The 13,983-nt window shown below is 68.9% G+C and carries 14 protein-coding genes; all 14 read right to left on the bottom strand.

The genetic code is table 11. The features are described 5' to 3' along the window. Positions 1-577, bottom strand: a 577-nt coding sequence (nrfD, locus tag HYV93_20850; protein ID MBI2528418.1) for a polysulfide reductase NrfD, incomplete at its 3' end; no start/stop codon positions are given. Continuing rightward, positions 574-1,371 carry a 4Fe-4S dicluster domain-containing protein gene (locus HYV93_20845; GenBank protein ID MBI2528417.1) on the bottom strand — a complete coding sequence of 266 codons (798 nt, stop codon included), beginning with the start codon at positions 1,369-1,371 and terminating at the stop codon, positions 574-576. The genes nrfD and HYV93_20845, both read right to left, overlap by 4 nt. After that, complete coding sequence (locus tag HYV93_20840; protein ID MBI2528416.1) at positions 1,368-2,102, bottom strand: hypothetical protein; 735 nt, start codon at positions 2,100-2,102, stop codon at positions 1,368-1,370. The genes HYV93_20845 and HYV93_20840 overlap by 4 nt, the downstream gene beginning before the upstream one ends. Positions 2,103-2,136: 34 nt before the next feature. Further along, positions 2,137-2,787, bottom strand: coding sequence for a hypothetical protein (locus tag HYV93_20835; protein ID MBI2528415.1), 651 nt, complete (start codon positions 2,785-2,787; stop codon positions 2,137-2,139). 356 nt (positions 2,788-3,143) lie between these two features. Continuing rightward, positions 3,144-3,605, bottom strand: coding sequence for a hypothetical protein (locus HYV93_20830; GenBank protein ID MBI2528414.1), 462 nt, complete (start codon positions 3,603-3,605; stop codon positions 3,144-3,146). 59 nt (positions 3,606-3,664) lie between these two features. Further along, positions 3,665-4,378 (bottom strand): molecular chaperone TorD family protein, encoded by a 714-nt coding sequence (locus tag HYV93_20825; protein MBI2528413.1) that lies wholly within the window; start codon positions 4,376-4,378, stop codon positions 3,665-3,667. Beyond that, positions 4,375-4,950, bottom strand: a complete 576-nt coding sequence (locus HYV93_20820; GenBank protein ID MBI2528412.1) for a 4Fe-4S dicluster domain-containing protein — start codon at positions 4,948-4,950, stop codon at positions 4,375-4,377. The genes HYV93_20825 and HYV93_20820 overlap by 4 nt, the downstream gene beginning before the upstream one ends. A 15-nt stretch (positions 4,951-4,965) precedes the next feature. After that, a complete protein-coding gene (locus tag HYV93_20815) occupies positions 4,966-7,875 on the bottom strand; it encodes a molybdopterin-dependent oxidoreductase (protein MBI2528411.1) in 2,910 nt (969 codons plus the stop codon). Positions 7,876-7,921: 46 nt separating this feature from the next. Further along, positions 7,922-8,356 carry a hypothetical protein gene (locus HYV93_20810; protein ID MBI2528410.1) on the bottom strand — a complete coding sequence of 145 codons (435 nt, stop codon included), beginning with the start codon at positions 8,354-8,356 and terminating at the stop codon, positions 7,922-7,924. Between the two features lie 197 nt (positions 8,357-8,553). Then, positions 8,554-8,781, bottom strand: a complete 228-nt coding sequence (locus HYV93_20805) for a hypothetical protein (protein ID MBI2528409.1) — start codon at positions 8,779-8,781, stop codon at positions 8,554-8,556. A 64-nt stretch (positions 8,782-8,845) separates the two neighbouring features. Further along, a complete protein-coding gene (locus tag HYV93_20800; protein ID MBI2528408.1) occupies positions 8,846-10,189 on the bottom strand; it encodes a sigma-54-dependent Fis family transcriptional regulator in 1,344 nt (447 codons plus the stop codon). Continuing rightward, a complete protein-coding gene (locus HYV93_20795; GenBank protein MBI2528407.1) occupies positions 10,158-11,651 on the bottom strand; it encodes a HAMP domain-containing protein in 1,494 nt (497 codons plus the stop codon). Before HYV93_20795 ends, HYV93_20800 begins: the two co-directional genes overlap by 32 nt. A gap of 66 nt (positions 11,652-11,717) precedes the next feature. Continuing rightward, positions 11,718-13,064 carry a hypothetical protein gene (locus HYV93_20790; protein ID MBI2528406.1) on the bottom strand — a complete coding sequence of 449 codons (1,347 nt, stop codon included), beginning with the start codon at positions 13,062-13,064 and terminating at the stop codon, positions 11,718-11,720. Continuing rightward, on the bottom strand, positions 13,061-13,981 hold the full coding sequence (locus HYV93_20785) for a NapC/NirT family cytochrome c (protein MBI2528405.1): 921 nt from the start codon (positions 13,979-13,981) through the stop codon (positions 13,061-13,063). Before HYV93_20785 ends, HYV93_20790 begins: the two co-directional genes overlap by 4 nt. Positions 13,982-13,983: the final 2 nt, after the last annotated feature.

The following is a 13,983-nucleotide window of genomic DNA, read 5'->3' as shown; positions in this document are numbered from 1 at the left end:
CGAAGATGAAGCCCACGTAGCCATGCAGGAGGAAGGCCGAGGGGATCCCGATCACCGTGATGGCCCGGATGGCCTTGCGGTCGAAGGCCAGCGCCGCCTCGCTCACGTCCGTGGAGTAGAGCGAGAGCGCCCGGTGGATCTGACGCAGCAGGCCCCGCCCCTGCCCTCCCAGGACCACGAGGTCCCGCCGGTACTCGAACCAGATCTCCAGGAGCAGCACGCCCATCAGGTACCAGGCGTAGACGAAGCCGAACATGGCCATGGCCGAGGTCACGTTGGGGGTCAGGAGGATCTCGTAGAAGCGCTCCGGGCGTCCGAGGTGCAGCAGCAGCGGCAGCGGCGCCACCAGCAGGAAGGCCAGCGCCGTCAGGAGGGAGAGCCGGTACGTGGGCTGCAGCGCCTTGACGTTGAAGATCTTCACCAGCGAGGCGAGGATGAAGGCCCCGGCCACCAGACCGGTGACGTAGGGGTACACGACGATCAGGATCGACCAGTGGATCTCGATCTCGTTGGGGTAGATGAAGCCCGTGATGTGCTCCAGGAGCTCGCCCAGGCGCTGGCCCGAGGTCTCGATCATCGCACCTCTCCATCGAGCCCGGCGTAGTACACCTTGGGCTCCGTGTTCAGCGCCGGCTTGAGCACGTGGATTTTGTTCATCCGGTAAAAGCGCGTCAGCCGGCTCGCCTTGCTCTTGAGATCGCCGAAGATCCGCGCCTGGGTGGGGCACACCTCGACGCAGGCCGGGAGCAGCCCCTTCACCACGCGGTGGTAGCAGAACGTGCACTTGTCGGCGGTCCGGGTCTTCGGGTGAAGATAGCGAGCGCCATAGGGGCAGGCCTGGATGCAGTAGCGACACCCCACGCACCGCTCCTTGTCCACCAGGACCGCCCCGTCCTTCGTCGAGAACGTGGCGCCCACCGGGCAGACCTGGACGCACGGCGGATGGATGCAGTGGTTGCACAGCTTGGGCACGAAGAAGGTCCGGATGACGTCGCGGTCCTCTTGCGGCGTCTCCTTGGCCGCCTTGCCCTTGACGTTGACGCTCTCGACGATCACCCCGTGGTCCTTGGTGATCACGTACCGCTCGATCCACGTCCTGAAGTAAAACGGCTCCTGCGGCACGTCGTTCTCGGCCTTGCAGGCCTCGACGCACCGGCTGCAGCCGATGCACTTGTCGATCTCGATCCCCATGCCGTAGTAGTGCTTCTCCCCGTTGTAGCCGCCGGCGCCGGGCGCGCCCATGGCCGCCGGCTGCGCACCCGCGGCCTCCGGGGCGGCCGTTTCCTTCGCCGCCGCGTTGGCGGCCATCTCGAGCAGCCCGCCGGCCGGAAAGAAGAGGATCATGCCCTTGAGGAAGTCACGCTTGTTCATGCCCGCCCCTCCGGCAGGTGCGGGTAGTGGCACTGCCAGCACTGGAAGCGCCCGCCGTGGGCCGAGACGTCCACCTTGGGCGCGTCCTTCTGCGCCGAGTCCTTGCCGTGGCAGCCCCCGCAGAACTCGCGGGTGTCCGGCTTCGAGGGCAGCGCGCTCCTGGGCGCCGTCTTGTGCAGCGGGGGCACCTTGTGACAGGTCGTGCAGGCGAGCAGCGCGTGGCTCGACACGGCCTTCGTCCGCTCGATCTGCCCGTGGCAGGCCGAGCACTCCTGCGGGACCTTGGGCGGCACCGGATCGTGGGGGTTGTGGCAGGTGATGCAGGCCTTCAGCGGGTTGTGGGTCGTCAGGTTGATTTGCGGGAAGCCCGTGGGCCGTGAGGCGTCGTAGATGTGGCAGACCGGGCAGAACTTCCGATCGCGGGGCGCCGGGGGCTTGCCCGAAGAGGGATCCTCCGCGTGCTTGGCGGCAGGCCCGTGACATCCCTCGCAGGCGAGGTTCTTGTGGTACCCCTTCGCCTTCGTGACGGCCACGTCGTCGTGGCAGTCCTGGCACGCGGCCGTCCCGGCGAACTTCATCGGCTTCGCGACCTCGCGGGCCACGGTGCTGGCCTGATGGAGCTCCGTCGCGACCAGCGAGCGGGGGATCACGACGAACCGCCCCACGAGCACCGCCGCCACCAGCACGCCGATCACCAGCCCGAGGCGCTTGATCTGCTCCGGCAGCCTCACAGGCACCCCCCTTCCACGGACCCGCGGCTCTCTGTCATCGCTTGGGCACTCCTCCGGCGCCGCGCGGCGGCGCGGTGGCGGCCTCCCTCAGGAAGCCGACCAGATTCCCCATCTCGTCCCCCGCGAAGCGGGGGTAGGCGACGCCCATGCGGCTCGCCATGGCCGCCATCCGGGGTGTATGGGTCCACATGGCCGAAGCCCAGGCGGACGCCGACTCGTAATCGGCTCGGCGTTCGGCCAGATCCGGCTCCACCCGCCCCCCTTCGCGCCTCAGGCTGTGGCATTTGAGACAGTTCTTCCGCAGCAGGATGACCTGCCCTTTGTCGAGGTCCGGCCGCGCATCCCGCAGCGCGTCGCCTTGCAGGTACGCCATCAGGTTCCCCATCTCCGAGGCGCTGATGCTGGGCCAGTCGAACCCCCGCTGCGCCAGCATTCCTGCCATGGCCGGGACGTGGTTCCAGAGCCGGCCCGCGAGCTCCATGGCCCCCTGGGGGCGACGGAGCTCCTCGAGGGCGGGCCCTGGCCCCCGCTCGCTGCGGGGCACGTGGCAACGGACGCACTGCTTGGCCGCGAACAGCGCAGCACCGGACTCCGCGTCCGCCGCCGCCGCGCGCGAAGGAGCGCCCGTGAAGGCCCAGGTGCCGGCGCCCATGAGGACCGCCGCGAGCCACGCTCTGCGCATCATCGCCGCCTCCGCTCTCGCAGTCCGCCGAAGAAGGCCGATCTGCTCCCTTGGCTCGAACGCTCCTCGGTCGATGTGCAGCGAGAGCCAGCCCTTGGTATCCCGCTGGCTCGCCCATGGTGGAGCAGACAACAAGGGACGCCCGACACGACGAGGCACCGAGACTTCGAGGAACGCGGAAGCATCGGGCTGGGTAGGGCAGCAACTACGGTGCCAGGGGCGCTACACACGGCCCCCAGGCATCTCGGATGGGAAAACTAGTGAGCACGCCTCAGGTGAACGAGTAAACACTTCCTTCCGGAGGGGCGCCGGCGCCTCAGCGTGGCCACCCGGAGACACCGGCGATCTCCGGCGCTCGGTTACTCCCTCGGCATCACCTCGAGAGCAGCGTCTCGCTCGGGCCCCTCAACTTTTCCGGAGAGCACCGAGTAGTGCCGAAAGCGGGCCGGCATGTGGGCCCCGACCGAGGCCAGTGCCACGGTGAGCAGGAGCAGCACCACCCGCTGCTCCCAGAAAAACGTGATGGAGGTGAGGAGCAGCAGCTTGGCGAGCACGGCCAGCCCCTTGCCCATGAACAGCCAGGCGCACGTGGAGGCCATTTCGAGCGCCATGAGGCCGGCGCCGCTCACGATCGTGGCGACGAGAAACGGAAAGAGCCGCCAGTGATCCACCTCGAAGAGGTGCCCGCCCACGAGCGCGCCGAAGGTCATCAGGTGCGCGGTGCGCAGGGCCACGCCCAGGAGCCGATGGGCGGGAATCACCCGTGGCGGCTCCGGAAAGAACAGCCTCCTCAGCGACACCACCGCCCTGCCGAGCGTCACGGGCGTATCGTAGCAGACAGCGCCCTCGCCTGGCCTCGCAGGGTGACGATCGAGTGCCATCAGCCCGTCTCGCTGCGCGCGGTGCTGGGACTCACCGCGCCCCCCTCGAGGACGCCCGGCCGCGCGAGCGCCTCGGCTTCGTGTCGCAGCGCCGCCTCCGTCAAGGCGGCGATGCCCCGGTAGAACGGCCCGGGCGCCAGGTCGCGGAGGCGCCCACAGAGGGACGGGACCCAGGCGAGCAGATGGTCATGGAGCAGCCGGCGCTGGAGCCCCCGCGCGCGGGCCACACCGTCGGCATCCCCGCGCTCTGCGGCCTGCGCCTCGGCCTCGCAGAGCGTGCCCAGGTAGCCGAGCTCCAGCCCCACGTGATCCGGCAGCTCGCATACCTCCTCGACCACCTCGACGCCGGCCTCCCGGTACAGCGCCTTGATGGCCACCGTGGACGGGCCGAGGAGGAGGCCGCGCACCACCTGATCGCCCACCACGTGCTCGTCCCGGTACACCGCCTCGTACGGCGTCACGTACCGCCCGAGCGGCACGACGAAGAGCCCCTGATATTCCTGGTCAAGCGACTCGTAGCCCCCCAGGAAGCCGTCACGGAACGAGCGGAGCTCCGCGACGGCCTCCTCTCCGAATCGCCTCCCGAGCTCGGACAGAACTTCGGCGTCGAGAAGCGGCGCGACGAGCCCCGCGCCCGGCGGCGTGAGGAACACGGTCGCCAGGTACCGATAGAGCTGCCCGCGAGCCGTCGCCCACGCACGCGCGCCGCTCACCTTGCGACGAACCTCACCGATGGCCGGGTCAGCCTCGGGTCGGCGAAGCCGGCGGGCGCGTTCCCGCCGGCCTGCGCGGGATTGAAGTCGGCCACGTAGGTCAGTGCCTTGCCGATGCACGTGGTCGCACAGGCGGGCTCGAGCCCGCGGTCGGTCCGCTCCACGCACATGGTGCACTTCTCCACCTTCCGCGTGGCCTCGTTCCATTGTGGCGCTCCGTACGGGCACGCCCAGACGCAGTACTTGCAGCCGATGCACTTCTCCTGGTCGATGAGCACGATGCCGTCGGGGCGCTTGGAGATCGCGTCCACCGGACAGGCCGCCTTGCAGGCGGGGCTCTGGCAGTGGTTGCACGACGAGGTGACGAAGGTCCTCCAGACGTTGGGGTAGATGCCGCCCTCCTGAACGACGACCCAGCGATAGCTCAGGTGCCGCGGCCGCTGCACGTTTCCCCCCTCGAAGAGCAGCGGGGAGTTCGCCGGGGCGGTGTTCTGCTCCGCCTTGCACGCGACCGTGCAGCTGTGGCAGCCGATGCAGCGCCCCAGATCGATCAACCATCCGCGCTGTGCCATGGCTCGTCCCCCCCCTTATGCCTTCACCAGCTTGACGCGAGTGTCGGAGAAGGACACGCTGCCACCGACCTTGTCCTGGATCGAGGTGTTGAGCACCCGGTCCTTGAACTGGTCGAGGCGCATGATCGGGTTCACCGTGAGCCCCGTGCCCCGGCTGGGATCGGCGGGATGCGCGACTCCGTCCACGACGCAGGGCCTCGAGCCCAGCTCCCAGTGGCCGAAGTGATGGGACACGGCGATGACCCCCGGCTTCAGCCCCTCGGTCACCTTTGCCTTTCCGACGACCCCCTCCGGGCTCGTGGCGGAGGTCAGCCGCACCAGGTCCCCGTCGTGGATGCCGAGGCGCCTGGCGTCCCCGGCGTTGATCTCCGCGTAGTTCTCGGGCTGGATGATCATGAGCCACGGGATCGTCGCGGTGCGCGCCTGGCCGTGCCAGGCCATCTTGTACGTGATGAGATGGAACGGATACTCCCGACCATCCACGGCGGCGATGGCCGTCTCGTCGGAAAACTTCGGCGCCTCGTAGTGGGGCAGCCCCTCGAGGTACTGCCCTGTCACCGAGTCCTTCGTCGTCGCGAGCTGCTCGATGTAGATGTGGATCAGCTTGCCGTACTTGTACCTGAGGTACTTCCCGTCGTACTCGTTGCCCGGGTCCTCGAACACGCCTCCCTTGGCCACGATCTCGCCGATGGGCCTGCCCGTGTTCTTGGACAGGTTCTGAAGCCCCTTCCGGTAGAAGTCCCAGTAGGTGTTCAGGGGGCTGCCGTCCTCGAAGGCCTTCTCTCCCACGCCCGGCAAGCCCAGCGCCTTCGCCAGCCCGATGTGGATGTCGCCGGTCGTCTTCGTGTTGGGCAGCACCGGCGTGTACACGTTCGGCGCGTCAGGGTTGAACCCCACCGTCCCGATGTCCTTGCCGTCGAGCTTCCCCACCACGGGCTGCTGGAACGACGTGGCCCTCGTCAGGATGGTCGGGGTCATACCGGGGAAGGCCCACTTCTCGAGATAGCTCGTGTCGGGCAGGACGTAGTCGGCCCAGGCCGCCACCTCGCCCATGTTGAGGCTGATGGCGACGAAGAGCGGCAGCTTCTTCTCGTCCTTGACGTAGTCCTCGAACACTCGGCGGAGCGCAGGCGTGCTGTAGGGCCACGCGTTCCAGTACGTGATGAGCGCCTTGAGCGGATACGGGTAGCCCTCGGCCGCGCTCGGGATCACCTCCTGATAGTTCCCGTGGCTGGCGAAAGGAAACCACGGCCGCTTGGCCGGGTATCCGCCGGCGCGCTTGAAGAGGCTCGGGGCATCCTTCTCGTAGTGCTTGCGCGTGCGATTCAGCCTGACTCCCCTGGGGAAGACACCCCCGGGCACGTTGCCCAGCGGCGTCACGCCGGAGCCCTCCGGATAGCCCCCGCCGCCTCCGCCGTTGCCCCCCTTCCAGTCGTAGTTGCCGGCGAGTGTGTTCAGGATGTTGATGGAGAGCTGGGTGTAGACGCCATTGGTGTGCTGGACGGCCCCGCGGTAGGCGTTGGTGACCGCCTGCTTTCCCGCGGCCGCGAACTCGGAGGCGAGCGTGACGATGAGGTCGGCGGAGAGGCCCGAGTCCTCGGCGTACTGGGCCATGGTCCGGGCCAGTACCCGCTCCTTCATGAGCTGGAAGGCCGTCTTGCACCGCCGCCCGGCCACCGTCACCTCGCCGGGCTCGAGCTCGCCCACCACGGCCGCCTCGGCGATCTCCTTGGGGCCGCCACCGGACCAGACCACGTAGCGCTCCTGGCTGCCGCCGACCGCGTCGGCGCGGAGATACCGGCGTGCCTCCGGGTGCGCCGCATCCACGACGACCAGCCGCGTCGCGTCGGTCCAGGTGGGCTCGCCCGCGGCCTTGGCCGCCGCCTGGTTGGCGCTCGCGAGATAGCGCGCGTCGTACTTGTGGTTCTCCAGCATCCAGCGCGCCATCCCCAGCGCCAACGCCGCGTCGCCGCCCGGCGTGACCGGCACCCAGCGGTGCGCCAGCGCCGCGGTGTTGGAGAAGCGCGGGTCCACCACCACGTACCGCCCGCCCTTGGCCCGGAAGTCCATCAGCTTGCGCGCCGTGGCGGCCATGGGAAAGTTCGCCTCGAGGAAGCTCGAGCCGAACAGCATGATGTACCGGGCCTCGACGATGTCCGGCTTGAAATGGTTCTTCCCCATCCGGTTCGCCTTCTCGTCCCACGTCATCAGCTCGTTCGCCACGTGGTGGGAGGTCTCGCAGATACTCGTGTGGTCCTCACGGTAGTTGGCGGTGCCGAAGCCTTTGTTCCAGATCCGGTCCGTGAACCCCCCTTCGACGGTTCGCCCGGGGGCGTAGAGCACCTGGTTGGCGATGGGACCGAGCTCGGGCGCCGCCGGGTCGATGGGGGTGTTCAGATCTCGCAGGGGCTTGAGCCCGGCCGCGATTTCCTGGAAGGCCTGCTCCCAGCTGATCGCCTTCCACTGTCCGGAGCCCCGAGGACCGCCGCGCTTGAGCGGTTGCTTGATCCGGTACGGGTCGTACACGACCTGGACGCCGGCCTGCCCCTTGGCGCAGAGGCGCCCGGGCCTGCGCTTCGCGAGATCCACCGGCATCGAGTAGGGGGGACGCTCGTCCGGGTCGAAGTTGTTGGGGTGATACGGGTTGCCGTCGATCTTCAGGAGCACCCCATCCTTCACCCGCGCCATGATGCCGCAGCGGCTGTGACACTGCTGGCAGACGCTCATCACGACCTGGACACCAGCATCGACCTCGCTGGGGTCGGCGACGCTCTGCTTGGTGGTCAGCGCCGCCGCGGGGCTGGCGCGGAAGAAGTCGCCGGCGCCGGCTGCGGCGGCGAGCGTCGCGCTGACCTGGAGGAAGCGCCGCCGATCCATCTCCGGGCCGACCAGCGCGCATCCATCGGCTTCCGCATGTCGAGCCATACCCGTCATCCTCCCTCTGCGCTCGAGTGCCGCTCGCGCGCCACCGTCACTCGGCATAGAACTTCCTCTTGGCCGCGCCGCTCTTGCCGTGGCAGGCCGCGCAGGACTCGACGTCCGCGTTCTTCCTGATGTGCACGCCCGACTGCTGCAGCGCATCCACTCTCGTGTGACACGAGGCGCAATTGGCGTTGGTCACGCCCGCCTTCTCGTCGTAGTCGGGCATCTGGGCCACCATGACCGCGTGGGCTTCCTTGATCGCCGGGGCGAGAGTGGTCTGCTTCATGACCTCAGCGTGGCAGCTGAGGCATGCACCGTTGAACTGCGGAGACTCCTTCAGGTGGATGGCCGCGAGATCTCGACTCCCCGCCCTCGGGGGCCCGGCCTCACGGCCGGGAGGAACCGGCGCGCACCCCGCCACCACGAGGAGGATGCCGAACAACAGGATGAGTCCGGTCCCATGCGGGGCTTCCCTTGCTTTCATCGCTTTTCCTCCTTCCACTTCCACCGGAGAACCGGTCATGCCGGCCTGCGAAGGCGCACCCGGACGCTCAACTGGAGCAGAAGGCGCAAGAACCCTACCAACCGCAGTCCGGCGAGAAAGGCCTGAGAAGACGGGCCGCTGGGGGACGGAGGCCGGTCAGGGGATGTTACCGAACGGTAACGGGATGCGCGGACACGTTACCCTTCGGTAACGTCGGAGGCGTAGCGTGCTCCAAGGCGCTTCATCTTCTTCCACAAGGTCTTCCGGCTGATCCCCAGGAGTCGAGCCGCCTGGGCCCGATTGCCGCTCGTGATCTGGAGGATGGAGAGGATGTGCCGGCGCTCGGCTTCTTCGCGCACTTTCTCGAGAGGTTGCCCCCCGGCACATCGGGCGGCCGTTCCGGTGTCCCGCGCACGCTTGCTCATCCCTCCAGCGGAGGCTGCAAGAACGTCGCCAGGGGCCGAGGCCTTACATCGTCTTGCTGAGCGGTCACTCCAGGTGGAGCAGCTTCAGCTTCTTCCAGAGGGTCTTCCGGCTGATGCCGAGGATCTCGGCGGCTCGCGTCTTCTGGCCGCCGACGCTCCGGAGGATCTCCTCGAGGTAGCGCCGCTCAGCGTCCCGGATCGTCGCGCCAAGGGAGGAGGCCAGGCCGCAGGCCTGGTTTCCGGGCGCGGAACCTTCCTCCAGGGCCACGTCCTTCACCCCCACGAGCGGGTTCCTCGTCAGCGTGACCGCCCTCTGGATGCAGGCTTCCAGCTCCCGCACGTTTCCGGGCCAGGCGTAGGTCAGGAGGTGAGAGCACGCCTCGGCGGTGAACTGGTGCACGTCCTTCCCCAGGGGCCGGCCATACTTCTCGAGGAACCGCTCGGCCAGCGGGAGGACATCTTCCTTCCGCTCGCGCAGTGGCGGCAGGTTGACCGTGATCACCTTGAGTCGATAGTAGAGGTCTTCGCGGAGCCGCCCCGCCATCACCTCGTCTTCCAATCGCTTCCGGGTGGCCGAGATCAGTCGGACATCGACCTTGAGGGTGCGGGTCGCGCCGACCCGCTCGAACTCCCGCTCCTGGAGCACCCGGAGCAGCTTGGCTTGAACCGCCGGCCCCAGATCCGCCACCTCGTCGAGGAAGAGGCTGCCCCGGTGGGCCAGCTCGAAGCGCCCCTTGCGCTCCCGGATCGCGCCGGTGAAAGCCCCGCGCTCGTGCCCGAAAAGCTCGGACTCCAGCAGGGTCTCGGGAATCGCCGCGCAGGCGACCGTGATGAGCGGCTGCTGCCGTCTCCCGCTGTGCTGGTGGATGGCCCGCGCCACGAGCTCCTTGCCCGTGCCCGTCTCCCCCTGGACCAGGACAGTGGCGTCGCTGGGTGCCACCGTGGCGATGAGGTCCGCGATGCGTGCCATGCTCGGACTGGCGTAGATGAGCTCCCCGAACTGCAGGACGCTTGCCGGTCTCGGCCCCGGCGCCTCCAGGCGGGGGCGCGAGGCGAGGAGTCCCCGGAGCAGCAGGAGAAGCTCCTCCGATGGGAAAGGCTTCAGGAGGTAGTCGGCGGCCCCCGCTTTCATCGCCGCCACCGCCGTGTGGATGGTCCCGTATGCGGTCATCATGACGGCCACCCCTGTGGGGTTCACCGTCTTGAAGCGCTCGAGCAGGGCCAGCCCATCCACCTTGGGCAGCTTCAGGTCCAGCAGAGCCGCGTCGAATGAACACTCCTGGAGGCGCTGGAGCCCCTCGACACCGTCGGCCGCCGCGCTGACCTCGTACCCCGCGTCGGCGAGGTCGTGGGCCAGCGTCACCCGGAGGATCGGTTCATCCTCGGCCAGAAGAATCCGTGGGCGCATCGCTGCTCCCTGCCCCACCAACCGGCAGGGCGATGGTGAAGGTGCTCCCCTTGCCGACCTCGCTCTCCACCTCGATGACCCCCCCGTGGGCGTGCACGATCCCGTAGCTCACCGAGAGCCCCAGACCGGTCCCTTCCCCCACCTCCTTGGTGGTGAAGAACGGATCGAAGATCCGAGGCAGCGTGTCGGGCGCAATTCCCCCGCCCGTGTCCGCGATCCTCACCTCCACGAACGACCCGGCCTCCGACTCCCGCGGCCCCGCGCTGACCGTGAGGCTCCCGCCGGTCGGCATGGACTGCAGGGCGTTCATCAGGATGTTCAGGAAGACCTGCTCGAGCTGGTGGGGATCTGCCACGAGCGCCGGCAGCGCCGGGTCCACCGACACTGCGGAGGAGATCCGCCGTGCCGCCAGCTCGTGCTCCACGAGGGCCAGGCACCGGTGCACGAGCGGGGCGAGCGCCGTGCGGGTGAGCTGTGGTCTGACTTCCCGGGCGAAGTCCAGGAGCTGCCTCACGGTCCGGCCTATCCGGCCCAGTCCCTCCCGCAGCATCTCCAGGTATTGGACCCGCCGGTTCGGGTCGCGGTCATGCTTGAGAAGGGTCCGCACGCAGTTCTGCATTCCGGCGAGCGGGTTGTTGATTTCGTGGGCGATCCCGGCCGCCATCTGTCCGAGGGAGGCCAGGTGCTCTGCCCGCCGGATCTCCTCCGCGTGGCGGTCCCGCAGGCGCCGCTGGGCTTCGGCGAGCCGGGACACCATGGCGTTGAAGTTCCTGCCGAACCGACCCAGCTCGTCACGGTCGTCTTCCGGAACCTTGGCGCTGAAGTCACCGGCCTCGACCCGGGTCATGGCGAGGACGATGGCCTCGATCCGCCGGCCCATGGTGAGCGTGAAGTACATGGCGAGCAGGCCTCCGCCAGCCACCACGGCGAGGATGCCCAGAAGGGCCGTGATGGTCCACCGCCGGGCCATCTCCGCCTCGAGACTGGGCAGGGTGAGCAAGACCTCGAGGAAGCCGAGGGTCGTCTGGTCCTGCGAATGGCAGGCGTGGCACACCGGGCGGTTCAGGATGGGGCGCGAGACCCCGATCGTGCGGGCCTCGTAGTCCCAGACCGGCTCGGCGGGCTTGCCCTCCGCCCGCCGTTCTCGCGGCCGCAGGGTGCGTCCCACCTCCGCCCACTTGGCGGAGCGAAGAATGGTGCCCCCGGGGTCGACGATCCTTATCCCCGTTACATCCGGGACCTCGCCGATCTCCTGGAGGATGGCCTGCACCTCCGCGCTCTTCCCCTCCATCATGGCCCGGGCGACGGCCCGCTCCGCGAGCGCGAGGATCAGCTCTGCCTCGCGCCTGGCCGGATTGAAGAGATGGCTCGCCTGGCCCCGCACCGTGATGACCGTGTAGGCGAGCATCACCGCCAGGAGCATCGCCTCCATCCCGAGGATCATCTTCAGCCGAGGTGACACCGGGGTGCCCGTCTACCTTCGGCCGGCCCTGGCAGCTCCGAACGGGTCCTCGGCACGCATCCGGGACTACGGCCGCTCGAGCTTCGACACGGCCTCGGCGCTCCTCTTCCGGACGCTGTCGAGGAGCGCGTCGGCCAGCGCCGGGTTGTGGGCGGGCCGCGCCTTCCGCACGAGCGCCAGCGCCTCGCGCGCCCCCCGGATGAGCGTCTCGGCCTCCGGGGCCTTCCGCCCGCTGCGCCGCACCGCCGTCAGACGGGACTCGGCCTGCCTGAGCGCGGCCGTCGCACTCGCGACTTCCTTGTCGGCACCGGTGGTCCACTCGTCCACGAAACCCTTGTAGCCGGCGTCGTGGCAGCCGACGCACTTCTCCGTCACGGCCCGCCGGGAATGCTTCGTCGACAGATCGTGGCACCCGGTGCAGCCGACGGCCTTCGCCATGACGTCGGGCTCGGCCTTGGCCAGCGCGCTCTTGGCCTCCCCCCGGAAGAAGGCGCTCTGGGTCCGGTGGCAGCCCTCGCACCGCTCGTTCTGCGGGCTGTGGTGGCAGGAGGTGCAGGTCGCGGCCGTGGCCGTCACCGCCTTGTGGACCTCGGCCGAGTGGCACACGGTGCACACGGCCCCGAACTCCGTGACGTGTCTGGCGTGCGGCACCCGCTGCTTGGCGAAGGTGACGGTCTCCGGCAGCTTCACCCCCGCCTGCGCGTGACACATCACGCCGCAGTATCCCCCGCGCACCAGGGCGTCGTCCACCTTCGCCGGCGCCTGCCCCGTGAGCCGTGCGGCCTCGTCCAGCCAGACATTGGCCAGCTTGAGCAGGTCGGCGGCGTAGAAGACGTTGTGGATGCCCTTGGCGAAGGTGACGAACTGCAGGTTGAACTCGGCGTCCTCCGCCAGCTTCGCGGCGCGCGCGCGCGCGGGGTTCTTCACCTTCCCCCCCGCCAGGCCGGCCCGGGCAGCCGCCAGCTTCGGCGTCACGATGTCACGCATCTTGCCGAGCGTCCCGTTCCAGCGATCGAGCATCCCCCGGTACTTCTCCCCGTGGCAGTTGACGCAGGCCTGCTCGCTCGGCCTGAACGTCTGCCCCACGATCCTCGCTCGCCCCGCCGCCTCCTTCGGCGCCACGTGGCAGGCCACGCACTCCACCCGCACCTGGAACATGTGGCTGGGGATCATGGGCGTGCCCCGTCCGCCCATGCCCAGATACATGCGCACGACCCCCTGGTGCTCGCCTTCGTGGCAGCCTCGGCACTCCAGCTCCCCGGCCCGGTGCGGCGGCGGCTCGTCCGGCTTGCCGCCGGCCGGCGGCAGCCGGGGGATCTGGGCGAGCAGCTGGCCCGGGCGCGCTGCGTCCACCGGCGTGGCGCCGGCAAGCCAGGTCAACGCGGCTGCGAGGACGAGCCAGCCGGCCCTCACGGCGTCACCAGGGCCGCACCCCGCGTGAGGTCGCCCTCACGGGCTGCCGTCGGCGCGCCGATCCTCGGCGGCAGCCTGTGCCTGATCTCGGTATGACAGCGCTCGCACTCGATGTTGTGCCTGGCCACGTGGAAATCATGAAGGAAGGGCGTGTCGGGGTAGCGCCCGAGCTTCTCCGGCTGGTTGTGGCACGTGAAGCAACGGGTTCGAGGTGCCTCCCCCTCCCCCTCCACCACGTTGAGGTGACAGTTCTGGCAAGCGATGCCGCGCTTCGTGACCTCCTCGTGGTTGAACGTGACGGAGCCCACCCGGATATCCCCCTTGGGGGCCTGATGGCAGCCGGTGCAGCCCGCGATGGGCTGGAGCGTGCGGGCCGTCTTCATCCCCTTGAAGTGGCAGAGGAAGCACGACGATTCGGTGACCTCGATGTGGCTGCCGACGACGATCTGCGAGTGACAGGAGGTGCACCGCAGCTGCCGGCCCCGCCGCTCCTCCTCGAGATGCGGCTTGTGATCGAAGATGATTCCGCGCTTGAACACCACCTTGCCGTCCAGCAGCCGCCGGTCGTGGCAGCCCGAGCGCAGGCACGAGGCGTCCTCGATCTCGGCGTAGGGCTTGGACGAGTAGGTCTGGGTGGCCCACTTCACCACCTGGGTCATCGCCTGGAACTTGACCCAGATGGTCTCGCGGAAGCCCGGTGGGTAGTGGCACTTCACGCAGGTGACGTCCTTGTGCTTGGAGGTCTTCCAGGCCTCGACGTATGGCTTCATGATGTGGCAGGAATTGCAGAGCAGCGGGCTCGTGCTGAAATGCCAGAGCCCCGCCAACCCCGCCGCTCCCGCCACCAGCAGGATTCCCCCGATGATGAGGACCGCGGTGAGACGCCGCCGGCGCCGCCCCCGCCTGGGCTCGCCCATCG

It is taken from the genome of Candidatus Rokuibacteriota bacterium, assembly GCA_016188005.1.
Lineage (GTDB): Bacteria > Methylomirabilota > Methylomirabilia > Rokubacteriales > CSP1-6 > UBA12499.
The sequence above is the reverse complement of the archived record's forward strand: the minus strand, read 5'-3'. Positions and strand labels throughout refer to the sequence as shown.

Bases quoted from the DNA above. Each gene is read 5' to 3' on its own strand.
- HYV93_20810 (MBI2528410.1), bottom strand. From the start codon at position 8,356: ATGAAAGCAAGGGAAGCCCCGCATGGGACCGGACTCATCCTGTTGTTC.
- HYV93_20785 (MBI2528405.1), bottom strand. From the start codon at position 13,981: ATGGGCGAGCCCAGGCGGGGGCGGCGCCGGCGGCGTCTCACCGCGGTC.
- HYV93_20835 (MBI2528415.1), bottom strand. From the start codon at position 2,787: ATGATGCGCAGAGCGTGGCTCGCGGCGGTCCTCATGGGCGCCGGCACC.
- HYV93_20820 (MBI2528412.1), bottom strand. From the start codon at position 4,950: ATGGCACAGCGCGGATGGTTGATCGATCTGGGGCGCTGCATCGGCTGC.
- HYV93_20845 (MBI2528417.1), bottom strand. From the start codon at position 1,371: ATGAACAAGCGTGACTTCCTCAAGGGCATGATCCTCTTCTTTCCGGCC.
- HYV93_20800 (MBI2528408.1), bottom strand. From the start codon at position 10,189: ATGCGCCCACGGATTCTTCTGGCCGAGGATGAACCGATCCTCCGGGTG.
- HYV93_20815 (MBI2528411.1), bottom strand. From the start codon at position 7,875: ATGGCTCGACATGCGGAAGCCGATGGATGCGCGCTGGTCGGCCCGGAG.
- HYV93_20805 (MBI2528409.1), bottom strand. From the start codon at position 8,781: ATGAGCAAGCGTGCGCGGGACACCGGAACGGCCGCCCGATGTGCCGGG.